General features: G+C 68.5%; 21 protein-coding genes. 10 read left to right on the top strand and 11 right to left on the bottom strand.

Annotated features, from left to right (window positions below; all coding sequences use genetic code 11):
• Window positions 1–65: 65 nt before the first annotated feature.
• The 5 genes from CMC5_RS13685 to CMC5_RS13705 all read right to left on the bottom strand — a co-directional run bounded on the left by CMC5_RS13685 (window position 66) and on the right by CMC5_RS13705 (window position 7,425).
• On the bottom strand, window positions 66–959 hold the full coding sequence (locus CMC5_RS13685) for an HD domain-containing protein (protein WP_082362466.1): 894 nt from the start codon (window positions 957–959) through the stop codon (window positions 66–68).
• A gap of 199 nt (window positions 960–1,158) precedes the next feature.
• Window positions 1,159–2,055: a hypothetical protein gene (locus CMC5_RS13690; protein WP_082362467.1), complete on the bottom strand. Its 897-nt coding sequence runs from the start codon at window positions 2,053–2,055 to the stop codon at window positions 1,159–1,161.
• 194 nt (window positions 2,056–2,249) lie between these two features.
• The gene (locus tag CMC5_RS13695; protein WP_050430834.1) at window positions 2,250–2,792 is read right to left on the bottom strand and encodes a SixA phosphatase family protein; all 543 of its coding nucleotides are present in this window, start codon (window positions 2,790–2,792) and stop codon (window positions 2,250–2,252) included.
• Window positions 2,793–2,795: 3 nt separating this feature from the next.
• On the bottom strand, window positions 2,796–3,941 hold the full coding sequence (gene recA / locus CMC5_RS13700; protein ID WP_050430835.1) for a recombinase RecA: 1,146 nt from the start codon (window positions 3,939–3,941) through the stop codon (window positions 2,796–2,798).
• Window positions 3,942–4,179: 238 nt separating this feature from the next.
• Complete coding sequence (locus CMC5_RS13705) at window positions 4,180–7,425, bottom strand: POTRA domain-containing protein (protein ID WP_245678427.1); 3,246 nt, start codon at window positions 7,423–7,425, stop codon at window positions 4,180–4,182.
• A 501-nt stretch (window positions 7,426–7,926) separates the two neighbouring features.
• Here CMC5_RS13705 and CMC5_RS44435 point away from each other — a divergent pair.
• Both CMC5_RS44435 and CMC5_RS13715 read left to right on the top strand, forming a co-directional pair.
• Window positions 7,927–8,091: a hypothetical protein gene (locus CMC5_RS44435; protein ID WP_156338559.1), complete on the top strand. Its 165-nt coding sequence runs from the start codon at window positions 7,927–7,929 to the stop codon at window positions 8,089–8,091.
• Window positions 8,088–9,023, top strand: coding sequence for a hypothetical protein (locus CMC5_RS13715; RefSeq protein WP_050430838.1), 936 nt, complete (start codon window positions 8,088–8,090; stop codon window positions 9,021–9,023). Before CMC5_RS44435 ends, CMC5_RS13715 begins: the two co-directional genes overlap by 4 nt.
• 9 nt (window positions 9,024–9,032) lie before the next feature.
• Here the strand turns inward: CMC5_RS13715 and CMC5_RS13720 are convergent, their stop codons facing one another.
• Together CMC5_RS13720 and CMC5_RS13725 are read right to left on the bottom strand one after the other, a co-directional pair.
• On the bottom strand, window positions 9,033–9,863 hold the full coding sequence (locus CMC5_RS13720) for an SDR family NAD(P)-dependent oxidoreductase (RefSeq protein ID WP_050430839.1): 831 nt from the start codon (window positions 9,861–9,863) through the stop codon (window positions 9,033–9,035).
• A gap of 78 nt (window positions 9,864–9,941) precedes the next feature.
• The gene (locus CMC5_RS13725; protein WP_218920261.1) at window positions 9,942–11,693 is read right to left on the bottom strand and encodes a putative metal-binding motif-containing protein; all 1,752 of its coding nucleotides are present in this window, start codon (window positions 11,691–11,693) and stop codon (window positions 9,942–9,944) included.
• 159 nt (window positions 11,694–11,852) lie between these two features.
• On the opposite strand from CMC5_RS13725, the gene CMC5_RS13730 reads away from it, so the two are divergent.
• Window positions 11,853–12,740 carry a hypothetical protein gene (locus tag CMC5_RS13730; protein ID WP_050430841.1) on the top strand — a complete coding sequence of 296 codons (888 nt, stop codon included), beginning with the start codon at window positions 11,853–11,855 and terminating at the stop codon, window positions 12,738–12,740.
• A gap of 37 nt (window positions 12,741–12,777) precedes the next feature.
• On the opposite strand, the gene CMC5_RS13735 is transcribed toward CMC5_RS13730, so the two are convergent.
• From CMC5_RS13735 to CMC5_RS13745, 3 genes are all read right to left on the bottom strand, one after another.
• Window positions 12,778–13,185 (bottom strand): PRC-barrel domain-containing protein, encoded by a 408-nt coding sequence (locus CMC5_RS13735; protein WP_050430842.1) that lies wholly within the window; start codon window positions 13,183–13,185, stop codon window positions 12,778–12,780.
• 15 nt (window positions 13,186–13,200) lie between these two features.
• Window positions 13,201–14,214: a hypothetical protein gene (locus CMC5_RS13740; protein WP_050430843.1), complete on the bottom strand. Its 1,014-nt coding sequence runs from the start codon at window positions 14,212–14,214 to the stop codon at window positions 13,201–13,203.
• A gap of 111 nt (window positions 14,215–14,325) precedes the next feature.
• On the bottom strand, window positions 14,326–15,378 hold the full coding sequence (locus tag CMC5_RS13745) for a PDZ domain-containing protein (RefSeq protein ID WP_082362469.1): 1,053 nt from the start codon (window positions 15,376–15,378) through the stop codon (window positions 14,326–14,328).
• Here CMC5_RS13745 and CMC5_RS13750 point away from each other — a divergent pair.
• Window positions 15,377–17,077 (top strand): hypothetical protein, encoded by a 1,701-nt coding sequence (locus CMC5_RS13750; protein WP_245678428.1) that lies wholly within the window; start codon window positions 15,377–15,379, stop codon window positions 17,075–17,077. The genes CMC5_RS13745 and CMC5_RS13750 overlap by 2 nt on opposite strands.
• A gap of 2 nt (window positions 17,078–17,079) precedes the next feature.
• Window positions 17,080–17,922, top strand: coding sequence for an urease accessory protein UreD (locus CMC5_RS13755; protein WP_050430845.1), 843 nt, complete (start codon window positions 17,080–17,082; stop codon window positions 17,920–17,922).
• 7 nt (window positions 17,923–17,929) lie between these two features.
• Here the strand turns inward: CMC5_RS13755 and CMC5_RS13760 are convergent, their stop codons facing one another.
• The gene (locus CMC5_RS13760; protein WP_050435885.1) at window positions 17,930–18,835 is read right to left on the bottom strand and encodes a LysR family transcriptional regulator; all 906 of its coding nucleotides are present in this window, start codon (window positions 18,833–18,835) and stop codon (window positions 17,930–17,932) included.
• 243 nt (window positions 18,836–19,078) lie between these two features.
• Here CMC5_RS13760 and CMC5_RS13765 point away from each other — a divergent pair, with 243 nt between their 5' ends.
• The 5 genes from CMC5_RS13765 (at window position 19,079) to ureG (ending at window position 24,287) form a co-directional block, all read left to right on the top strand.
• Entirely contained in the window at window positions 19,079–19,924 is an 846-nt protein-coding gene (locus tag CMC5_RS13765) for an oxidoreductase (RefSeq protein ID WP_050435886.1), read from the top strand.
• Window positions 19,925–20,192: 268 nt separating this feature from the next.
• A complete protein-coding gene (ureB, locus tag CMC5_RS13770) occupies window positions 20,193–20,966 on the top strand; it encodes an urease subunit beta (RefSeq protein WP_050430846.1) in 774 nt (257 codons plus the stop codon).
• A gap of 72 nt (window positions 20,967–21,038) precedes the next feature.
• The gene (ureC, locus tag CMC5_RS13775) at window positions 21,039–22,754 is read left to right on the top strand and encodes an urease subunit alpha (RefSeq protein ID WP_050430847.1); all 1,716 of its coding nucleotides are present in this window, start codon (window positions 21,039–21,041) and stop codon (window positions 22,752–22,754) included.
• A 23-nt stretch (window positions 22,755–22,777) separates the two neighbouring features.
• Entirely contained in the window at window positions 22,778–23,443 is a 666-nt protein-coding gene (locus CMC5_RS13780) for an urease accessory protein UreF (RefSeq protein ID WP_050430848.1), read from the top strand.
• 61 nt (window positions 23,444–23,504) lie between these two features.
• The gene (gene ureG, locus CMC5_RS13785; RefSeq protein ID WP_425394833.1) at window positions 23,505–24,287 is read left to right on the top strand and encodes an urease accessory protein UreG; all 783 of its coding nucleotides are present in this window, start codon (window positions 23,505–23,507) and stop codon (window positions 24,285–24,287) included.

Consider the following 24,287-nt stretch of genomic DNA (forward strand, 5'->3'; position numbering starts at 1 on the left):
GTTCCAGTCGTGGGGGTAGGGAGCTGAGGCGACGCGGGCGGGGGCGCGTGCCCCTGCCGCGGGACTCACAGATCGAAGCGATCGGCCTGCTCGCGCAGGAAGTTCACGTAGAACTCCGAAGGCTGGTGGGGCTGGAGCTCGCCAGACTCCACCGCCGCTTCGAGCGCCTTCTTGAGCTCCCCGATGCGGCGGGAGGGGGGAATGCAGAACGCGGACATGATCGCGTCGCCGATGCCGCCCGGGAGCGGAGGGATGACCGCGTCCTCGACGGCCAGCTTCTCCACGCGATCGGAAAGCTCGCTGATCTGCCGCAGGCCCCGGCGCTTCTTCTCGGGGCGCTTGGTGGTGATGTCGGCGCGGGAGAGATCGAGGAGGTCCTTGAGCAGGTCTCCCATCTCCTTGGTGAAGCGGCGGACGGCACTGTCGGTCCACGAGGCGTCGTACTGGCTCGCGCGCAGGTGGTGCAGGATGAGCAGCCGGACGGTGCTCTTGAGGGCTTCGTCGCGCGCGAAGAGGGGGAGGCGCCGGTCGATCCGGTCGAACATGCGCGCGCCGACCTCGGCGTGTCCGAAGAAGTGGACCTCGCCGTTTGGCGAGATGCTCCTGGTCTTGAGCTTGCCGATGTCGTGGAGCAGCGCGGCCCAGCGGACCTCGAGGCGAGGGACGGCCTGACGCACGACTTGCTTCGTGTGCTTCCAGACGTCCTTGTGGCGCCACTCCCCGTCACCGAAGCCGACCATGGCCTCGACCTCGGGGAGCATGGCGGCGAGGGCGCCGCACTCGAGGAGGGCGTCGAGGCCCGCCTCGGCGTCGGACGACATCATCACCCGGTCGAGCATCTTCCGGACGTCGGGGAGATAGAGCGTGGTCGCGGCCTTGAAATCGGCCGTGGACGCCCGGACGACCTGGTTCTCGGGCCCTCGCTCGGCGCGCACCGCCGCGTACTCGAGGGCTTCCATGGCCCGCGCGGGGCTTGCTTCGTTCTTGGGAAGGTCCTGCACTGCAGCCCTCGCGTCGCTCGCGGGTGGTGGTTCTTGCCCGAGGGAGACCGGCTGTTTAATCGTTCCCCAGCGGGAATCAACCCTGGTCCGCGCGGGCGAGCGGGGTGGGCCCGAGGCGCTGACCGACGCGGGGCCGAGGAGTTTGCGGGGCGGCGCGTCAGGCGGCGCGGAGCAAGCGGCTCACGTGCGCTTTCTCCCAGGCGATGGCCCGCTCGAAGTGGCGGAACATGCGCTCGCGGGCGAGGAACTCCGGGGGGTGCAAGATCCGCCGGCCGTGCTCCTGCCCGCAGGGGATCACGTGGTGCAGCATCTCGTGGTAGATGACGTACGACACGAAGTACCGCGGGACCCAGGGCCGATCGAGCGCCGGGTGGATGCGGATCAAGCGCTCCACGGCGGAGTAGCTCCCCAGCTTGATGGTGCGCCGCGGCTTCTGGGCTTTCCCTCGGCGACCCCACGTGATGAGGGCGTCCATGGTCCCGCCGAAGTAGGTGTGGTTGACCTTCTGGTAGAGCTGCAAGAGGTCGTGCGTCTTGCCCTGGGTGCGTACCGGCGTGCTCACCGGCCGACAGGCGCGGATGCGGTAGCCGTTCTGGTCGATGTACTGACCGACGACCAGCGACCCTTCCCGATCCTGATCGACGAGGTAGCGGACGAGTGCCTCCTGCACGGGGGCGGGGGCGTCCAGGAACATGTGGTGGACGCGCGCGCGGAGGACACCACCTTCTCGCGAGGACGAGAGCATCTCCCGGAAGTTGTCGGTGACCGAGAGGAGGACCGGGCAGCGGGTGGCCAGCTCGAGCCGCCGCGCCATCGCCTGCCGGGCCCCCTCGTGAACGAAAATTCGCGGATAGCCGGGCGGGAAGCGGATCTCGAACGGGAGCGCTCGAGGGTCGGGGAGCCGGATCGCAGCGGGTGAGACGCGGGGCGCAAGCGCCGTGCCTTTGCCGCCGCGCCGCGTCAGCCGGCCAGCGGAGGACTCGGACGTCGAACGAGCCCTGGTGCCACCCAGCCCCTGAGCAAGATAGGGGGGGTGAGCGAAGGGAAAGACCATCTGTCCCGTCATCCTCAGCCTCCGGATCGGGCGTATTCCCGGGGGGGATCCTTGTCAATGCGCGGGTCCAACGCCATGAAATGATTCAAAATTATTGCTGGCTGGGCCCGACGGCGCGCCGGGCCGAGGCGCCGCGGAGCGGAGACACGGAGTGGGCGGCGCCATTTCTGTATTTGTTGTCTGATTTCCGGCGGTTACCGATGGTTCTCGGTGTCCCGGAACGTCCGCGGGTCGATCATGTCGACCATCCGCCAGCGCGGTGCAGCTTCATGAGGTTCCAGGGCGACGACCATGGCGGTGCAGAAGCCGCCCGCGACGGTGGCCGGTGGCTTCTGGCCGTCACCCGGGGCGAGGCTGCGGAGGAGATGGTCGACGGTCGGCGCGTGTCCGACGAGCAGCGTGTCCACGCCAGTGCCGAGGGCCTCCGAGGCGAGGCGCAGCGTCTGCGGTAGGTCGGCATCGAGCGCCAGCTCTTCGCGAAGCTCGGGGCCGAGCTCGGAGGCGCCGACTCGCTCGGCCTCTTGAAGGACTCCAGCCATGATCTCGGCCGTCTCACGGGCGCGGCGGAGGGGGCTGGAGAGGATGCGCAGGGTGGACGTGCTTCCCCGCTGACCTTGCAGATGGAGGGCGACCGCCTGGACCCGGCCTTTGCCCTCGGCGGTCAGCGCCCGGTCGGCGTCACGGCCCGTCGCGGACCGATCCTCCGCCGGACCGTGGCGCATCACGTAGAGCCGCATGACCTAGTTGGCCTTGGGGGTCTGGCGCTTTCCCCCCTCGGCAGCAGGGGCCGCCGCTTCACGACCTTTCCCCTGGGGAGCCGGTGCGGCCGGTGCAGCATCGGCGCCGTTCCCGGGGCGACGGTGGATGCCATGCTTGGCCAGCACGAGCTGCTCGACCTTCTCCAGCATGGCCGGATGCTGCTCCAGGAAGGAGCGGGCGTTCTCTCGGCCCTGTCCGATGCGCTCTCCCTGGAACGAGTACCAGGAGCCGCTCTTCTCCACGATGCTCGCCTCGGTGGCCAGGTCGATGACGTCGCCGCTGTGGCTGATCCCGTGACCGTAGAGGATGTCGAACTCCACCTCCCGGAAGGGGGGGGCCATCTTGTTCTTCACCACCTTCACCTTGGTCCGGTTACCGACCACGGCCGGGTCCTTGCCGCCCGCCACGGCCTCCTTGATCTGGCCGACGCGGCGGATGTCGAGGCGCACCGAGGAGTAGAACTTGAGGGCGTTGCCGCCGGTCGTGGTCTCGGGGCTGCCGAACATGACGCCGATCTTCATGCGGATCTGGTTGATGAAGACCAGGAGGCACTGGGACCGGGAGACGGTGCCGGTGAGCTTGCGGAGCGCCTGGCTCATCAGGCGGGCCTGCAGGCCGACGTGGCTGTCGCCCATGTCGCCTTCGATCTCGGCCTTGGGAACGAGGGCGGCCACGGAGTCGACGATGATGACGTCGACGGCGTTGGACCGGACCAGCATGTCGGCGATCTCCAGCGCCTGCTCGCCGTAATCGGGCTGGGAGATGAGCAGCTCGTCCGTCTTCACCCCGAGCTTTTTCGCGTAGTTGACGTCGAGCGCGTGCTCGGCGTCGATGAAGGCTGCCGTGCCGCCGTTTTTCTGGATGTTGGCGATGGCGTGCAGGGTCAGGGTCGTCTTGCCGCTCGACTCCGGGCCGTAGATCTCCACGATGCGGCCGCGCGGGTAGCCGCCGATGCCGAGGGCGATGTCCAGGCTGAGCGAGCCCGAGGAGATGGCCGGCACCTCATCATGGAGGGATTGCCCCTCCTTGAGGCGCATGATGGCGCCCTTGCCGTATTCCTTCTCCACGCTCGCGATGGCGAGTTCCAGGGCGGCGTGCTTCTGCTTGCTGTTCTTTTCTTCCGACATGGGGACCTCGGGGCGGTGAGAGGGGGCGCGCGGTCAGCTGATGCGGGAACTGTTTACTGGCCGGCTGTTCAGGAAGCAAGATGCCCGCATCCAGGCTGAGACAGGGAATGACCGAGCGCCGGGCGTGATGAACGGGAAGGTGCGGACAGGGCGAAGAGGCCACGGGGTTCCTGGTGGAGCCCCCGGATGGGGAGGCTGCCCCACGTTGGACAGGGCGCCGGGAACCCTGGCACGGGGCTCAGAATAGACCGATCGAGAACTGGAAGGCGCCGAAGTCTTCCCAGGGCCGTCGGAGCAGGTTGATGCCGTAGTCGAGGGCGAGCGGGCCGATGGGGGTGCCGATGCGCAGGCCTGCGCCGGCGGCATAGCGCAAGGCGAAGAGGTCGAACTCGCGCGGGTCCGCCCAGACATTGCCGGTGTCGAGGAAGATGCCGCCCTGGAAGACGGAGCTGGAGCCCAGGGGGAACCGCAGCTCGGCCCGGGGGTTGAGGGCGAGATCGCCGCCGCGGATGAGCACGTTGTCGATGGTGGTCGGCTCGCCCTGGGCGTTGGGGGCGCCGGAGAGGATCCGGGCGGCCACGTCCTGGGGGACCATGGCATCCACGAGGAAGGCGCGCATCGAGTCGACGCCACCCATGAAGAAGAGGCGATCGGGGTACGTTTCGCTGCCCTTGGCGAGCTGGAGGTTGTAGCCGCCGGACATGCTGAGGGCGATGCTCACGCCCTTCAGCGGCAGCGGGATGTAGCCCGAGACCCGGCCTGCGAGGCGGAGGAAGTGGCTGATGGCCGCCTGGTCCTCGCTGTCGTCGGACGGGAAGGCGTTCACGTGCTCGACGCTACCGCTCATGAGCACGCCTTTGGTCGCGGCGAACGGGCTGTCGCGCCCGTCCCAGACCATGTTGAACTTCTGGGCGAGGGCCATGGTCTCACCCTGGGGGACCCGCAGCCGGCGGAGCGTGGCGTTGCGTGCCTCCTCGTTGAAGAGCTTCACGTCGTTCAGCTCGGCGCTCAGGCCGAACTGGCTGGTCAGCGTGCGGCGAGGCCGGAAGCTCAAGGTCGGGATGACGGCTTGCTTCGTCATGCCGAAGTCGCGCTGGTTGTCGCGGACGTCGATGGCATCGAACGACAGGCTGACCAGCGGTCCGAGGCCGATCTCGGGGAGGAGGACCGAGATGCTGTTGCGCCGCTCGAGCCGCTCCAGACCGCTCAGCGGGGCGTAGTTCGCGCGGACGCCGGGATCGATGATCATGAAGTCGAGCAGGGCGTTGAGCTGGATCCGCAGCGTGACGGCGATGGCGGCGCCGCCGATGTTGCGGTGGCCGTACTCCACGGCGAAGCGGATGCCTTCACCCGTCGAGAAGCCGATGCGCGGATCCAGGTACTGCGGGAGCTGCTCGGCGACCGTGATCAGCACCCGCTTCCTGCGCTGCGGGACGTCGGGGTCCTCGAGGGACACGGACACGCTGGAGAAGGGGCCCAGCGTGGCGATGCGCTCCTCGCTGGTGCGGACCTGCTTCTGGCCGAAGGGCTGCCCTTTCTTGAGGGCGAGGCGGCGGAGGATGAGCGCGTGGTTCGTGCGTACGGCGCCCTTGATCACGAAGCCGTCGACGATGACCTGGTCGCGCTCGGTGACGACGAAGCGCGCGCGGGCCCGCGTGCGGTCGGGCGAGGGCTCGACGACGGCACGGACCTCGGCGTAAGCGTACCCGCGCTCGCGGTAGGCATCGAGCATGCGCAGGCGGGCGGCGTCGAGATCGAGGGTGGAGAGCGGCTGCCCCAGGGCGAGGTCGGCCATGCGGGCGAGATCGCGCTCGGTGAAGGCGCGGTTGCCTTCGAAGGCGATGTCGTAGAGGGTCGTCTGCGGTCCAGGGTGGATGGGAATGCGCAGGGTGATCTCTGGCGCGCACTCGATCCCACGCACGGGATCGGGCCGGCACTGGAGCGCGTCGGGGACCGGGGGCTCCGGGAGGGGGAGGCCGTACTGATCGGTGCGGCACTGGGCCGCGACCGTGACCTTCGGGGGGTCGGGGATGCAGCGATCGGCGGGCGACTGCCGCGAGCAGGTGGCGCGGAGCGCGGTCACCGGGCCGACGATCGCGTTGAGGTATCCCTTCGCGTAGTAGAGATCCCGGATGTGGTTCAGCGCGCGATCGTAGGTCTCCCGGTCGTACGTCATCGCCGGGTTCAGATCGACGGGCTTGGCCCGGCCGCCGGCGCCCTGGGTCGGGCCGAAGATGCCGTCGATCGCCGTGACGTCGGGGAGGGTGATGAACTCTCCGCCGGGTAGATCTTCTTCGAGAAAGGTCTGGATCTCGCCCCCGACGTCATTGGGGCTGAGGTGCCCCGTCAAGCAGGGGAAGACCCGCTTGTTCACCCGCACCTGCTGGTGCTCGTGCACGAGGAACACGAGGTAGATGGTGGTGTCGCTCGTCCCTTTGCGCTCCTCGGCCCGGACCTCGGCGTCCAGGAAGCCCCGGCGCACGTAGAAAGAGCGGAGCCGCTCCACCAGCTCTGCGGGTTTGTGCTCCGTCTCTCCGTCCAGCTCCAGGGCCTCCTCCAGCGCGTCGGCGTCGAAGGCGCGGTTGCCCTCGAAGGCGGGGATGATCCTGGGACCCGGGGTGAGATAGACGTAGAGGTAGCTGTACGACCCCGCGTGCACCACCCGGTGCGCCACCTCGGCGCGGTGGAAACCGTTCTTCCGGAGCAGCTCCGTCATCTCCGTGTCGGCTTCGCTGAAGGCTGGCTCGTCGACGCGGTCGCCGGCGCCATAGCGATACCGGCGTTTGAGGGAGCCGAGCTCCCGGTCGGCAGCAGGATCGATGACGAACACGCGCTGCGCGATCGAGCGCGGGGGGCCGGCGTTGATGTCGATGGCGAGCACCACCCGCATCGGGTCGTCCGTGTCCGCAGCATCCACGGCCACCTGCGCCGTGGGGTAGCCGTGCTGGCCGTAGTAGACGCGGATGCGCTCGGCGATCTCGGACAGCATCGGCGCCGTGACCTCGCTGCCCTCGGCGATTCTGGCAGCGTCCAGGGTGGGGGCGACGCCCAGGGCAGCCCCCGTGATCTTCACCGTCGCGACGAGGCGACGCGGGAGCAGGTAGAGGCGGAGCTCGGCCTCCCCGTCCTCGAGGGGGACCACCTCGGCGGAGCCGCGGGCGAAGGTCCCCGTCGAGAGCAGCTCGCTCAAGGCGGTCCGCGCGGCCTCGGCGCTCAGGGGGTCGCCCAGCTCCACCGTGGTGACGGGCTCGACGCGCGGCCACCGACCTCCGACCGCCGTGACGCTGATCCTGCCGATCGGTTTTCCAGCGAGATCGCCGAGGGAGGGCGGCGGTTCGAGCGGTGGGGTGTCGGCGCCTTGCACGCGCTCTTCGGCCGCGAAAGCGGCAGCCTGTGCGGCGGTGCGTGGCTCGTCGCCGGATGTCCCCGGAAGAGGATCCACGGCGTGCGCCGGCTGGCCCGCGAGTGCGACCACGGCGAGCACGGCTGAGACGAGACCTACGCGCACGGCGGGCCGAGGGTGCCTGTCAGGGCACCATCGATGCAAGAGTCAGTGATCTCCGTCGACACGAGGAGTTCATGCTTCGAGGCCGTCTCGTCCGTGATGCGCCGTGGGGCACCGTGAGGACGGCGCGCGCGCTCACGTCGATCCGCCGACGCGGGGAGGTGCGCACGATCCGATGCCTCTGCATGGGACGGGAAGGACGGCGCGCGCGCGAACCGGTTCCGTGAAACCGGGAGCACGAGGCGGACAGCCAGGAGCCTGGGCCACAGGCATGGCCAGGCGTCCAAAAATGAAATTGACTTTCGATATCGACCAAGATAGCTAGCGCGGGTGCTCGCCAGCGAGAGCCTCGAGGCTCGGCTGATGGGCCGGCGCTGCCATTGCTGACGCTCTCCCGCCCTCCAGCGGGCCCGTCGGCATCTGCGTGCCGTCCGTGATTCGCGCCCGGCGCCAGCGTGCTGCGCGACGGCGGGTCGCAACGTGAAGTCGACGTCGACGTCGCCCATCCAGGGCGTCCGCCTGGACCACGGGAGCGGGGGCGCCGTCCAGCTCGTGGAGCGGGGCGGTGATCTGCGCTCCCCGCGGCTCCAGGGCCGCCGGGTGAGCGCTGGATACCCGAAGAAAAACGAGGATCTGTGCAGATGAAGTACGTGGGCCTGTTCTGTTCCTTCGCGCTCGGGCTCGGGATCGCTGCGGCCGCATGCGGCGATGACGGCTCGGAATCCCCGGGGACCACCACCACCACCACCACGGGGGAGGGAGGCTCCGGCGCCGCTCCGGGCTGCCCCACGGTGCTGGAAGCGCCGTGCGGGACCTGCATGGGAGACGCTTGCTGTGAAGACCTCACGGCCTGCGAGGACGACCCCGACTGCTGGGCCTGCGTGCACGCACAGGACAGCGACGCCTGCGAGCGCACCCCCGAGACGCACGACCGCGTCGACCGCTACCTCGTCTGCCGGGGCGGCGCCTGCCAGCAGGCGTGTATCGCCGGCGGCAACGGTGACTGCGAGGGCCGTCTCGACAACCTGTATCCCGCGGCCTGCGCGGAGTGCCTCCAGGCCTCGTGCTGCGACGAGATCGCGAACTGTGCCGCGAACGACGCCTGCTGGATCGACTGCTACACCATGCACGACACCGACGCGTGTCACGGCAACCAGGACGGCCACGCGCTCTACCACGCGCTCGGCGCCTGCTTCAACGCCACCGACTGCGCCTCGGCGTGCAGCGCGCCTCCGATCGCGCCCGCGTGCGACGCGCCGGTCGACTCGCCGTCGGCGGGCGTCTGCGTCCCGACGGGCGGCGCCTGCAACCCGGTGACGAACGAAGGCTGCCCCGACGACGGCAGCGCATGCGACATCAACCAGGGCGGGACCTTCCAGTGCTTCCCGCCCCCCAGCCCCAACGCGACCTGTGAGGCCTGCGGCTCGGCGGCTGGCTGGTGCGCGCCGGGGAACACCTGCGCGCCGGGCGGCAAGTGCGCTCGTTACTGCTGCGACGACGCGGATTGCGGCACGGGGACCTGCGACAAGGACGTGCTGGGGGTGGCCACCGTCGGCCTCTGCGTCGAGGCCAACTGAGCCATCCGTTCACGCCTTGCCGCGGAGCGCGAGCTGCTTTTTGCGCAGCGCGCGCGCGGCAGGCGCGAACAGGAGGCGAAGCAGCCAGCGCGGGCTGAGGGTGCCCAGGGAGATCAGCACCCACATCAGAAAGCCGGGCACCACGAGCGCTCGCCCGCGATCGAGGCTGCGGACGATCGCGCTCGCGCAGCGCTCCGCCGAGATCATCAACGGACCCGGCACATCCATCCCGGTGAAGTTTCCCACGGTGTCGTGGAACTCGGTCGCGACCGGGCCCGGGCAGACCTGCGTGACGCGCACCCCGGTCCCGGCCAGATCGAGCCGCAGACCCTCCGTGAAGGACGTGACGAAGTGCTTCGTCGCGATGTAGGCGGCCATGCCTGGACCGAACGTCAGCCCGAACCCCGAGCTGACGTTCACCACGCCGCCTCGCCCACGGGCCACCATCCCCGGGACGAGCCGGTGGGTCAGGTAGGTCAGCGCGGTGACGTTGAGGGCGATCATCCCCTCCGTCTTGTCCCAGCCCGCCAGATCGAAGGCGCCGATGTCCCCGTAGCCGGCGTTGTTGATCAGCACATCCACGTCGCCCACCTCGGCCTCGATGGCGGCGAGCAGCTCATCGGTCCGAGCGCGGTCGGTGACGTCGCAGCCGAAGACGACCACCTGGAGCCCCGGGGTCTTTCGGTTCAGCTCCTCGCGAAGCGCCTCCAGGCGCTCCTTGCGACGGGCGACGAGGATCAGGGTGCGCGCCCGCGGACCGAGCTGCAGCGCGAGCGCGCGGCCGATGCCGGAGGAAGCGCCAGTGATGAGGACGGCGCCTCGATCGATGGGCGAACTCACGGGACCAGGGTGCCGCCTGGAGCGGGGGAGGCGCAAGGGGCACGGCGGCAGGAGCGAGCGAGCCCGCTCCTTGCGTCGTCAGGGGACTTCGTGGGGACCGATGTCATAGATCCCTTGAGGTCGGGCGCCATCGATGAAGTCATGGGTCGGCGCGTCCTCGATCGTGCCGGCTCCGATGCAAGGCGAGCCCGCGGTGAGGCGGAACTCGGTGTCCACCTTGGGGTCTCCTTGCACATTGCCCGTGTACGCTGCCGGGAGGGCGCCGAGCATGGCGAAATTCACGGCCGAAGTCCCGTTCCAGCGCCTGTAGAGGTATTCGTTGCCTCCCGACTGGGGCATGAAGAAGAACAGGTTGTTCGTGAAACCCTTCGGGTTGGCCGTCTGATTCAGGACCGTCTCTTCATAGACGCCGTACCTGTACTGGTTGCGCCCACCGATCAGGGTGTTGTTGCGAATGATCGCATATTGAGCATTCGGGTTTCCTCCCGCGTAGGGCGAGCCGAGGACGATGGCCGCCGATTTCGCGCTGACGGAGGTGGAGCCATTGCCGGTTGCGTCGAGGTAGTTCGAATTGATGTGGATGTCCGGTGCGGGCACGTCGAGTTCCGGCAGGTAGATCGCCGCCGATTGATCGGCCGACGCGCCGAAGATCACGTTGTTCACGATCCGTGAGGCGGAGCTGTAGCTGGCGATCCCGCCGCACCAGTACGAGACGCTGAGGCAGACCGGAGGGGTGCCCATGTCGGTGTTGATGAGGTTGCTGTCGATGAGCACGTCACCGCGGGTGGTCATGCCATAAGAGACGCCATTCATGGCGGTCCCGGCCTGGATGCGGTTCTTGAATACCTTCGTGTCGGGGCGCGCGCCGGAGTCGATGATGCCGAAGGAGGATTGCCCCGACCCGCTCCGGATCTGGTTCTCTCCCACCTGCGCGGCGGCCTGGGACTCGATGAGCACGCCGATGGAGGCGTCGTTCTCGGAGTTTCCTGCCTCGATCACGTTGTCGTTGATGAGCGCTCCGAGCTGCTCCGAGGGCGAGCCGAGCACGTGAACCGCGATGGATCGCTTGGCGTTGTTGACGTTGCCGTTGATGTGACCGCCGATGATCCGGTTCCCCCTGAGGATCGGCGAGCCGCCATCCAGGGTGATGGTGACGCCCCCGGGGGCGTTCGCAGGGGCCCCATCCTGCGCCTGGATGGTGAACCCTTCGACCACGGTGCTTCGCGAGATCGTCGAGTTCGCGCGGACGCAGGTGAACGAGGTACACGCGATGACGCTGGGATGCGCCGCAGGGTTCCAGGTCCACGAGGTGGCGTCGTGGCCGCCCTTCAGGCTGATGTGCTGGGTCAGGAGGACATCCTCCTCGTACCGCCCTTCGGCGACGTAGACGAACGTGTTGGGGCCGATCTGTTGCGCGTGCTCGATGCCTTTCTTGAGCGTGCGGACTGGCCTCTCGGTCGTGCCGGGGTTCTTGTCGTCCCCGTCGGGAGACACGAACGTGCCGAGCCCTTTGCAGATGCTCTCCGGATCGGCTCCACCCTTGCAGTCGTTGTCGATCCCGTCGCCACAGATCTCGGTCGGACCCGGGATCAGCGGATTGCCATCGTCACAGTCGCCGTCGCACTCCGACAGACCATCGCCGTCGAGGTCGGCGTCGCTGCACGCCCCCTCTCCCCCGCCGCCGGTCGCTCCCGAGCCCCCGGTGTTCCACGAGCCGCCCTCTCCCCCGCTTCCCGAGGTGTCGGCGGTGAACATCGGCCCGCAACCCCCTGCCACCCACAGCGCGCCCCCCGCCGCACACCAGAGCCATGCCGCCAGTCCTGCACGCATCGGAAGCGCCCTCCATCGGAGGGGATCCTCGCACCGCTGAGGGCCCCCTCGGACCGATCACTCTACCAGAGAACGACGGATTCTTGCACGTTCCATGACCGCTCTGGACGCCTGAGCTAGGTTGATGCCTCGATTCCTGTCCAAGGAGCTTCTGTACCCATGCGCGCCTTCATTCCGACCCTCATCACCCTGTCGCTCGCCGCCTCTCCTGTGCTCGCCCAGGAGGCGTCAGAGCCTTCTCCCGCGGACGCCTCCGACACCCGTGCCTGGACGAAATCACAGAACAACCGAGCCGGGATCGAGCTCGACTTCTTCAACTCGTCGGTGGACAGGGGCACCTTCGGAGGGGGGTCGGTCAGCAGGACGGGCATCTCCATCACCCCAGTCCTCCAGTTCGAGCTGGTCGATGACGTGTACCTCGATGTCGAGCTGCCCATCGGGTACGGCTCGACGAGCTTCGGGAACCAGAGCGAAGGGAGTTTCCTCTTCGGAAATCCGACGCTCGGAGCACACTACGCGAAGGGGTTGAGTGACCGGCTCGCGTTCTTCGTGGGAGGCAGCGTCTCGATCCCGACCATCCACGATCCCGATTTCTCGACGCTGTTCGGCTCCCTGTTCAACGTGGCGCCCCTCCGCGCGAACTACGAAATCTACCGCTACGTGCCCGAGGCCATTGGCATTCGTGGCCGCGCCGGGGTGGAGGTGCGCATCCTCCCCTCGCTCATCTACCGCGGCGACATCAACCCGAACTTCTTCATCCCCACCGGTGGCGGAAACGCGGTGTTCCTCATCGATCAGGGGAACGAGATCGAGTACCGCCTCGACTCCGGCCTCGGCTTCGGCGGGCGCTTCCAGGCGACCTTCATCCTCACCGACACCAGCGACCATGTGCAGACCGCGCTCGAGCCCTTCGTGAGCTACGAGCCCCGGCCCTCTGGCCTCTACGCGCGCGCCGGCCTGCTCATGGCGCTCGACGAACAGCTCGGCTTCGCCTTCGACGAGGGGAAGATCCTCACGGGCCGCATGGCCGTGGGCTACAAGTGGTGAGCTGGGGGTTCACCCCTCCCCAGGGCGCGAGGACCCGCTAGAACCAGCGCCTGCTGCCGCCGAGGGCAGCGTCCTCGTGCCGCGTGGTCTCAGCACGCCGGTCCTTGTTCTTGCGCCCGACATACTGCCCGATGTGATCGAAATCCCGGCTCATCCCGAGCTCGGCCTTGGTGCGCGCGACGTGGATCGTCCCGTCGCGCACCTCGGTCACATCACTCCATGACACCAGGCAGTCCCTCGGAAAAAGAAAGCCCTTCTCGACCATGATGGACCCGGCTTGTGTGCCGATGACCTTGCCGAGCTTCTCACCATCCACGCTGCGGACCTCCATCCCCTCTTCAATGCATCCCTCGAACGGGCTCTGCATACGGACCTCCTCGGGGTAGCGCGTCGTCTCCTGGGTGAAGCGTCCAGGTGCCACGTGGACGGTCGATGCATCGAGCATGCCGATGCCGGGTGATCAGTTCCCGTCCGAGAGACCCCAGCCGAAGCCCATGCTCTCCAGGGCACCGAGCAGTTCATGCGTGCTGGCGTGCGCAGGGAGGAGCCGCTCCTCCAGCAACCCGAGCGCCTCGCGGCATGCTGCCTCGCCCTGCGCATCGACCGTGTGAAAGACCAGGCGGCTCAGGCCGGCGAGGCGGGCTGCCAGCATTTGCAGGCACGCCATCAGCACCTTGTTCCCCCCGAAGGCCCCAGTGCCCCAGTGCCCGGTGTGGATCGTCACCTGTGGCTCCGCGTGCCCGGTGGCGAGCTGGGACTCGAGGCGGGCTGCGGTGAAGCCGGTGAACGCCGTCTGCACCACGTCGGCGATCTGCTCGGCCGTGTACCGGCCGCTCGCCCCGGGGATGGCTTCCATCGCGATGAGGTTGCTCACGGTGGGTGGGTCGAGCGGGCGGGTCGCTTTCCGGATCACGTCCGCGGTGGCCCGAGCGAAGCGGTTGCCATAGAGGCCGTCCGGCAGGGCCGCCGGATGCAGCGTATCGATGGCGCAGCGCCGCTCGACGCCGCGGATCAGCACCGGCGTCGGCACCTTGTTTTCCCGTGTCCTCGCCTTCACGAAGGGGTCCGCAGAGACCTTGAGGGCCTCCCGCAGCGAGCCCAGCGCCGGATGCTCGGCGGTCTGGAGCTCGTCCTGCGCGAACAGCGGCCCACCGTAGCCGAAGAACAGGTTCACATCGGCGAAGTTGACGTACCAGGCCATCTGGGGCGCGGTCCCGCTGGCCGTCTCGGGCTCGTAGGTGAAGAACGAACGGTCCAGCACGAACTCCGGCGTGTGCGAAGGGAGCTGCGCCGGGACGGGCAGCGCCCACCAGCGAGAGACGACGAGCGTGCCCCCATGCTTCGTGCCGGGAGGGCACGCGATGTCGTGGATCACCTGCTTGTTCGGGTTGGCGAGCCGCGGCGGGTGCGAGGTGACCAGTTCATGGGCGTCGAACGAGACGCGGACGAGGAGTGACTCATCGTGGGGGGACATGATGGCGGAGCATGCCAGCGTGCGGATGCGGCCGCTACCTGCAGACTCCCCTGGAGATGCGCGTGTCGAGGGGAGATCTGCGTGGCGCCCGAGCGCAACCCTCTCCGTTCGCTAGCGTGCGAGGGCACCACCGATGGCGCCACCCATCACACCGAAGCCGACGGCGCCACCGCCGATGGAACCGGCACTACCGCCCATCGGACCCATCCCGCCACCGCGGCCGATCACCGAGTTCGCGGCGCCTGCAACGCTGCCCACGCCGGCGCTGCTGTTGGCTCCGATGGCGCCGACCGAGCCGAACCCCGGGATGCTCCCGCCGCCGAACGCAGCCCCGCCCGGGAACCCTGGAGGCTGCGCGACGCCAGGGATCTGCGGGTAGGCGAGGGAAGAAGTCCCCGGGCCGGGGGCGAACGTCGCGCCCGGTGTCTGCGGCAGCCCAGGAGCTGCCGAGGTGGGGGGTCGCATCCCGTAGCCGCCACTGTCACCGCCCACCCCGAAGAAGAAGCCGGCGGGGGCCTGGGCCACCTGAGCGGGTTCCATGGGCACGGGCTGCACCACCACCACGTGCGTGGACGCGGCTGGCGCGGTCTGCTCCGCGCGCTGCGGCTTCGGCTTCGGCCTCGGAGGGGCGCTCGAGAGCTGCACGCCGAGGAACCGGCGCTCGCCTGCGCGCATCACCTCCATCAGCACCGCCGTACCTGGCGCGAGCGACGTCAGGTAGTCCTCCAAGGCCTCCGCCTTGTCCACGGAGCGCCCGTCCACGGCGAGCACCGCGTCGCCTTTCTGGAGCAGCGCGGCCGACGGCCCCGACGAGAGCAGTGTCGCCACCCGCTCCCGCGCGTTTCCCTTCTTCTTCACGTCTTCCTTGTGGGGCTCCCGCTCACTCCTGCGCTCCTCGGCCTGCTGCTGCGGCGGCGCGGCGCGCAGAGGTCGCGGCTCATCCGCGAGCGCATCTCGGCCCGGTGTTTCCGCCTGGTGAGCGCTCGGGTCTTGCACCTGCCGATCATTCCCAGCCTGTGCAGGTACCTCGGCCGGCCGAGCCTTCTCCGCGGCCCAGGCCACGTTCTCATCCTGCCCGCGCCCAGCGTGGATCATCGCGATCGCGGCGGCGCCCGCGGCCACCATGCCGAGCGCCACATGCACGGTCTTCGCTCCAGTCATCATGGCTGCTCCTCCTGCTGGGCCTACAGGCAAGGATGTCGCCACCCTCCCACACGGCCTCACGCTCCAGCCGGTCCACCTGCCGCGCGCCGCGGATCACCTCGCCTCCCCGGACCACCCCGACTACCTTGGTGACGCCGTGCCCGTCCCTCCCTCGCTGCTCAACGACCTCACCGTCGTCGGTCCCCTGGGCTCTCTGGCCATCTCCCAGATCAAGCCCCGCAGCTCCTCGCTCGCGCTGCGCGCCATCCGCTGGCATGAAGGCCTCGAACGACTCGGCCTCGTCCTTCCCTTCTTCATGGTGCATGACGTGGGCCTCCTGTTCGCGGCACCCCGCGAGCAGCTCGAACTCGGCGCGCGCTGTCCCATCGAGCGCCTCCAGCGCCCGCACCTGGACCCTGGCCGTGGGATCTCCCTCCACGACATCGAGGGATACCGCGCCCTGCTCGACGAGATCGGCGAGAGCGAGGCCGCGCGCCGTGCCCCCCAGCTCAAGCTGAACGACGACCTCATCACCGTCGTCCTCTCCCGGGTCCTCGGCACCGTCGCCTCTCGGCTCACGGTCACCCCCGGCTACCGCAGCCGCATCCCTGTCGACGCCTCCCTGTTCGACGGCATCGAGTCCCAGCTCGCCGCGCTCTTCGAGACGTCGACGCTCCCTGCCGAGGTGCGCGTCTCCCGCGTCTTCGAGATCCAGACCCTCCGGGCCCTCGCCGATGCTCGCCTGTTCGTCCTCACCATGGCCGACGCGCTGGACATCGACACCCTCCGCCTCTTCGGCATGCTGGGTTCCGAGGCCAGCGCCGGCGCGCTCGCCCAGGTGGATCTCCTCGCTGCCCTCGAATCGCCGGAGGCCAACGACATCGTGAACTTCTCCCTCGAGATCCTGCCGAGCGTGCTGGAGACCAAGACGCGCCCTGCTGCGGGCACCTCGGCCGCGCATGGGTTCTCCGGGATCAACACCCGCGGCACCATCGACGGTCTCGTCCTCACGGAACTCGCATGGGACGACCTCGAACTGGCCCGCCGGATCGCCGACAACGAGGTCCTTTACTACGCGCGCGAGCAGAGCCGCGAAGAGCAGCGCCGCATCCACTACCTGCTGGTCGACGCCTCGGCGTCCATGCGCGGCGACCGCCAGACCTTCGCCCGTGGCATGGCCATCGCCACCGGGAAGAAGCTCCTGCTCGAAGGGGAAGACGTCGCCTTCCGCTTCTATGACGCGCGGCTCTACGAGATCCAGCGCGCGAAGTCGGGGCAGCTCCCCACGGCCCACATCCTCTCGTTCAAGGGCGAGCGAGGCCGCAATCCAGCGCGCGTCTTCGCCGAACTCGCCACCGATCTCGACATCGCTCGTCACCACGACCCCCGGACACCGGTCGTCCACCTCTTCACCCACGCCGCCCTCTACATCCCGCGCGAGATGGTCCAGGCCGTGCGCGCCCACGCCCACCTCTCGGCGGTGTTCATCCTCCCCTCGGGGGGGCAGCTCGACCTCGACTACCTCGACCTGCTCGACGCCCACTGGGTCGTCGATCACGCGACGATCGCTGGCGGAGGCGCTGCCCGGGCGACAGCGGCGCGCTCCATCCTCGGCGAGACCCATGGCGATGCCGCCACGGCGCCCGTGAGCCTCCGGAGCGTCGACGCCACGGCCCACCCCTCCAGCGCGCGCGACGACGAAGCGCGCCTCACCCGCTGAGCATGGACCCGAAGGCGTCGCCCGAGCGGGCGGGGGGCGGCACCCTGGGCGTCGCCCGCGTCGATGGAGCCTCGGCCGTCGTCTCCTCCCGCGCAGACGCCCCCCTCAAGCTCCTCGTCCCTCGGCCGCGTGGACCTGCGGCCTGGATCTACGCGGCGACGCTCGGCGGTGGGTTGCTCCCTGGCGACAGCATCGACCTCGACCTCGACCTCGCGCCGGCAGCCGCCGCGCTCGTCGCCACCCAGTCTTCCACCAAGATCTACCCCAGCGATGGGCGTCCCTCGGTGCAGACCCTCCGCGCTCGCCTCGCCGACGGCGCCTTCCTCGCGTGGCTTCCGGATCCTCTCTGCCCCTTCGCCGGCGCGATCTACCGCCAGCACCAGCGCATCGACCTGTCGCCCGGGGCCTCGCTCGCCCTCGTCGACGCCATCGTCTCCGGCCGAGCTGCGCGGGCCGAGCGCTGGCAGTTCACGTCCCTCCACTGCACCACCGAGATCTTCGTCGACGGGCGCCTCACGATCCGCGACGCGCTCCACCTCGAAGACGACGCCGACCTCTCCGTCGCGGACCGCATGGGCCGCTTCGACGCGCTCGCCACCGTGCTGCTGCTCGGGCCTGCCCTCGCCGAGGCGGCCGCGGGCCTGGTCGAGCGGTTCGCCGCCACCCCGCTGCGGGCCGAGCCGCGCCAGCTCGCGTCCCTCCACACGGCGGTCAATCCGGTCGCTGGCGGCGCGCTGCTCCGCATCGCCGGCGAGCGCATCGAGGAGGTGACCGCCGCCGTCCGCAGCGCGCTCCAGGTCCTCACGCCACTCCTCGGTGAGGACCCGTGGGCGCGGCGGTGGTGAGGCGCGTCTACGGCGCGGCGACGTGGCCCCGCGCCATCTCCACGAACGCGCGCAGCCCGGCCGACATCTGCCGACGGCTCGGGTAGTACAGGTACAGACCGGGGTACGGCGGACACCAGTCGTCGAGCACCCGCTCCAGCCGACCCTCGTTCAGCGACGGGGTGGCCATCGCCTCGAACACGGACGCCAGCCCGACCCCGTCGATCGCGGCGTGGATCATCAGCGTCTGGCTGCCCAGCGTGAGAGGGCCTTGCACGTCCACCGTCTGCTCCTTGCCGGCCTTCTCGAACTCCCAGGGGAACAGCGCGCCGCTCTGGAAGCGGTACCGGATGCAGGCGTGCGCTTTCAGATCGGAAGGGACCTTCGGCCTCCCTCGCTGAGCGAAATAGCTCGGCGAACCCACGATCGCCCAGCGTTGCTGGGGCCCGATCGGCACGGCGATCATGTCCTGCTGCACACTCTCCCCGAAGCGGATGCCGGCGTCGAAGCCTCCCGCGACCACGTCCACGAGGCCGTCTTCGCAGACGACCTCCAGCTGCATCTGGGGATGCGCTCGCAGAAAGCGGCCCATGATCGGGGTCAGCACCATCTCCGCCGCCAGGTGGGACGAGTTGATCCGCAGCGTCCCCACCGGCGTGTCGCGGAAAGCGTTCACCTCGTCGAGCGCGTCCCCGATCTCGCGGAACGACGTGCTCAACCGCCCGAGCAGCCGATCTCCCGCCTCGGTCGGTGAGACGCTCCGGCTGGTCCGGTGCAGCAAGCGGACGCCGAGGTTCTCCTCCAGCTCGCGCACCGCGTGGCTGAGCGCCGAAGGGGACACGCCCAGCTCCACGGCGGCCCGTCGAAAATTGCGGTGCGTCGCCACGGCCACGAAGGCGGAGAGGCGCGTGAAGTCCATCCGGGGGGGGGCCATGGGTGAATCCAGCTCAACGATCCGGTGAAGGGAAACCAGCTTATCGGAACGGCTCGGATCGATCACATTCCAGTCATCGAGCGCGGCGGCGAAGGCCCCCGCGGCACCCGCAACGAGCAGCGTTCCCGGTCAACCGGTGTCGCCCTCCCGCGGGCGCCGCTTCCGGGCGGCGGGCCTCCCGTCTGCCCTGCGCACGACGAGTCGACGAAACCCGAGCGAATGCACGAAGAACAGGAGAATCCCATGAAGATCTGGCTCATCACTGGCGCGTCCCGAGGTCTTGGTGCCGAGATCACCCGCGCTGCCCTGGACAAGGGGGACGCCGTCGTCGCCACGGCGCGCTCTCCTCGGGACATCACCGCGCGCTTCGGCGAGCACGAGCGCCTCTTCCCCGTCGCACTCGACGTCGCCGACGAGCGCCAGGCGCAGACGGCGATCCAGGCGGCGATCGAACGCTTCGGTCACATCGACGTCCTCGTCAACAACGCCGGTTTCGGCGTACTGGGCGCTGCCGAGGAGACGAGCGATGCCGAGACCAGGGCCGTCTTCGACACGAACGTCTTCGGGGTGCTGCGGGTCCTGCGGGCGGCGCTACCGCACTTCCGTGCCCGGCGCAGCGGACACATCATCAACATCTCGTCCATCGGCGGCTTCAGTGGAGCGGCGGGGTACGCCGTCTACGCTGCCACCAAGTTCGCGCTGGAGGGGCTGTCCGAGTCGCTGGCCGACGAGGTCGCTCCCCTGGGGATCCGCGTGACGATCGTCGAGCCGGGCTACTTCCGCACGGATTTCCTCTCGGGTGGGTCGCTGCGGCCGACGGCGCAGCAGATCGCGGACTATGCGGACACGGTCGGCAAGGTCCGGGTGATGTCCAGCGAACGGAATGGACGTCAGCCGGGTGACCCCGCGCTGGCCGCCCAGGCGGTGGTCACCATCGCCCACGCCGAGCAGCCCCCGCTGCGGCTGCCTCTGGGCCTCGACGCCATCGCGCGCAACCGCCAGAAGCTCGCCGACGTCGCGCGCGAGATGGACGTCTGGCAAGCGCTGGGCGAGTCGACCTGGTTCCCTGAGGACCGGCCGGCGTCCTGAGGCGGCGTCGAGGTCGGTCGAGCGCGAGCCCGATGCCCTGCACGTGACCACGTGACACGCTCGAAATACGCACGACACACAACGGTCCACGGGACGATACAAAGTCGTTATGTGTTCGATACACGCGGAGCGCGCCCGTCGTGCCTGGCATGTAGTGCCGAAAACAGCGGGAATTCGCGAGGAATTCTCCCCCTTGCCATCACACCGGGGGCGCGTGTGGTGCTAGGGTTCGGCATTGCGACCATCATTGCGGTCGCAGCCAGGGGCCATGCACCTCTCTCCGCGTGAGATCGACAAGCTGACCTTGCACAATGCGGGCTTTCTGGCGCAGAAGCGCCTCGCCCGCGGGGTGAGGCTCAACGTCCCGGAGAGCATCGCTCTCCTCTCCACCCAGATTCTGGAACTGATCCGCGATGGGAAGCGCGTCGCGGAGCTGATGGACCTCGGAAAGAGGATCCTCGGCCGCAACCAGGTGATGGAAGGCGTCCCCGAGATCGTCACGGAAGTGCAGATCGAGGGGACATTTCCGGACGGTACGAAGCTCGTCACGGTCCATCATCCCATCGCCGCCGAGCAGGGCGACCTCGCCCTCGCTCTTTACGGGAGCTTCCTCCCCGTCCCGGATCTCGCGCGTTTCCCCTCGCTCCCTCTTTCCAGAGAGCTGACTTCTCCCCCTGGCGCTTACCAGGTTCCCGAGGGGGACATCGTCCTCAACGAAGGGCGCAGCGTGGTGCAGCTCCGGGTGGCGAACCTCGCCGACCGGCCCATCCAGGTCGGGAGTCATTACCATTTCATCGAGGCGAACCCGTATCTCCGCTTCGACCGGGCCAGGGCTTACGGCCACCGCCTCGACATTCCGGCGGGCGCAGCGGTCCGGTTCGAGCCGGGAGAGGTGAAGACGGTCACGCTCGTCCCGATCGCGGGGGAGCGGGTGATCCGCGGCGGGAACAACCTCGCTCAGGGCCCCGTGTGCCCAGAGAACCTCGCGCGCGCCATGGAGCGCGTCCAGGCGCTCGGTTTCGCCCACGAACCGGAGGCCTGAGGTGAGCTTCCATGCGGACCTCGACGCCCGAACCCCGCTGACTCTTTCGCTTCACGGAAGCTCGAGAACCTGATGCCCCGTCACCTCTCCCGCCGCGCTTATGCAGAGATCTATGGCCCCACCACGGGAGACCGCGTTCGCCTCGGAGACACGGATTTGCTCATCGAAATCGAGCGAGATCACACCTCGTACGGAGACGAGTGCAAGTTCGGGGGCGGCAAGGTCCTGCGCGATGGCATGGGGCAGCGCGCGGGGGCGACGCAGGAGGAAGCGCTCGACTGCGTCCTGACCAACGCCGTCATCCTGGACTGGACGGGCATCTACAAGGCCGACATCGGCATCAAACACGGTCACATCGCGGCGATCGGCAAGGCCGGGAACCCGGATGTGATGGCCGGGGTCACACCCACGATGATCGTCGGGCCGACCACGGAAGTCATCGCCGCGGAGGGGATGATCGTCACGGCGGGGGGGGTCGACACCCATGTTCACTTCATCTGCCCGCAGCAGTGCGACGAGGCCATCGCGGCGGGGATCACCACGATGATCGGAGGGGGCACGGGGCCGGCCACGGGCACGAACGCGACGACGTGCACGCCAGGGGCGCACCACCTCCGGATGATGCTGGAGGCGACGGACGAGCTGCCCCTCAACTTCGGGTTCACGGGGAAGGGGAACGCATCGCTGCCGGAAGGCCTCGGAGAGCAGATCCTCGGGGGCGCGATCGGACTCAAGCTGCACGAGGACTGGGGGACGACGCCCGCGACCATCGACTGCTGTCTCACCGTGGCGGAGGCCCACGACGTTCAGGTCACGATCCACACGGACACGCTCAATGAGTCGGGCGCCGTCGAGCACTCGATTGCGGCGTTCAAAGGGCGGACGATTCACACCTACCACAGCGAAGGAGCAGGCGGAGGGCATGCACCGGACATCCTGCGGGTGTGCGGCGAGCGCAACGTCCTGCCTTCGTCGACGAACCCCACGCGACCCTTCACGGTGAACACCCTGGACGAGCACCTGGACATGCTCATGGTGTGTCATCACCTGGATCCGAGCATTCCCGAGGACGTGGCGTTCGCGGAGTCGCGCATCCGGGGAGAGACGATCGCGGCCGAGGACATCCTCCACGACCTGGGAGCGATCTCGATCATCTCCTCGGACTCGCAGGCGATGGGGCGCATCGGGGAGTCGATCACGCGGACCTGGCAGACGGCGGACAAGATGCGTCGGCAGCGCGGAGCACTCGCGGAAGATCGAGGGAGAAGTGACAACCACCGAGCGCGCCGCTACGTCGCGAAGTACACGATCAATCCGGCGATCGCTCACGGGGTCGGCCACGTGGTCGGATCGGTCGAGGTCGGCAAGCTGGCCGATCTCGTGCTGTGGCGGCCTGCACTGTTCGGCGCGAAGCCGGAGATGGTGATCAAAGGCGGCGTGATCGCATGGGCGCAGATGGGGGACCCCAATGCGTCCATCCCGACGCCTCAGCCGGTGATCATGCGGCCGATGTTCGGGCGGTACGGCCGGGCCCCTGGGCGCAACAGCCTCGCGTTCGTCAGCGGAGCCGCGCTCGATGCGGGCGTGGTGGCCACCTATGGGCTCACCAAGCGCCTCGAAGCCGTCCGTCGTTGCCGCGCGCTCACCAAGGAGGACATGCGGCTGAACGACGCGCTCCCGGCGATCACCGTCGACCCCGAGAGTTACCTGGTGACCGCGGACGGTGAGCGCCTCGCGTGTGCACCTGCGACCCGGCTACCGCTCGCGCAGCGGTACTTCCTGTTCTGATGGAGGGAGGAACTCGTGCGCCGATGAATGCTCTCCTGCTCCTGCTTCAGCTCTCGGACTCGGCCTTCCCCACGGGAGGGTTCGCGCACTCCAGCGGCCTGGAAGCGGCGGCGCAGCTCGGTGAAATCCAGGGGCATGGCGCATTGTTCCGCATCGTCCAGCACAGCCTCCACCAGACGACGCGGAGCGCGCTCCCCCTTCTCCTCCCGGCATACCGGGCGCCCAGCCGTTTGTTCGAGCTGGATCGTCTCTGCGAGGCCTCCACGACGTGCGCGGTCGCGAACCGCGCCAGCCGCGTGCAAGGGCGGGCATGGCTCGCCACCACGGCCTCGACGTTCGGCTCGACGGCGCTGTGGGAACTTCGCAAGGACCTGCGCGCCTCCGGGCAGCCAGGGCATCTCGCGCCCCTGTTCGGGGTCATCGCGCATCACCTCGATCTTGGTTCGGAGGATCCTGCACGACTCTTTCTCTTCCTTCATCTCCGGGGACTTCTATCGAGCGCGGTTCGCCTCGGTCTCATCGGGCCGCTGGAAGCGCAAGGCATCCAGGCCCGCTTCGGTCCACTGCTCGAGTCTCTCTGTGCGCGGGCTCGGTCCTTCACGGAGGACGATCTCGCGACGACCGCCCCCCTCCTCGATGTCTTCCAGAGTCATCACGACCGCCTCTATTCGCGGCTGTTTTCGAGCTGAATGGAGAATCACCATGCCTGACCGTTCCTGCATCGACGACCGCTTCATCTACCGCGATGACATCGAATGTCATGGCCCGGCGCGTTCGCATTCTCGATCGCATGCGCATGCGCATGTCCATTCACAGCGTCATCCCTTTCATGCACACGGTCACGGTCACACGCACGAGCCACTCGGGGGGCCTGGCGATTTTCACCACCGTGACCGCCCCCTCCGGCGTGACTACGAAGACCGGGCATTCACCGTCGGCATCGGTGGCCCTGTCGGCAGCGGCAAGACCGCGCTGGTCCTTGCGCTCTGTCGTGCCCTGCGTGACCGGATCGGGCTCTCGGTGGTGACGAACGACATCTTCACCCGGGAGGACAGCGAATTTCTTCTGCGCCACCAGGCGCTGCCCGCCGACAGGATCCGCGCAGTCGAAACGGGTGGCTGTCCGCACGCGGCCATCCGGGAGGACATCGCGTCCAACCTGCTGGCCCTCGAGGAGCTGTCCGAGCTGCACGGTCCCGAGATTCTGCTGATCGAATCGGGTGGGGACAACCTGGCAGCGAACTTCAGCCGAGAGCTGGCTGATTACATCATCTATGTGATCGACGTAGCCGGAGGGGACAAGGTGCCCCGCAAGGGTGGGCCCGGGATCACGCAGTCGGACCTCCTGGTCATCAACAAAACGGACCTCGCGACCGCCGTCGGCGCAGATCTCTCGGTGATGGACCGGGACGCGAAGGCGATCCGGGCCGATGGACCGATCGTGTTTGCTCAGGTGAAGAATGGGGTAGGGGTCGACCTGATCATCGATCACATCCTGCATGCCCATCAGCACGCACTCGGGATTGCGCATTGA

The sequence above is a fragment of the Chondromyces crocatus genome, from assembly GCF_001189295.1.
GTDB classification, from domain to species: domain Bacteria; phylum Myxococcota_A; class Polyangia; order Polyangiales; family Polyangiaceae; genus Chondromyces; species Chondromyces crocatus.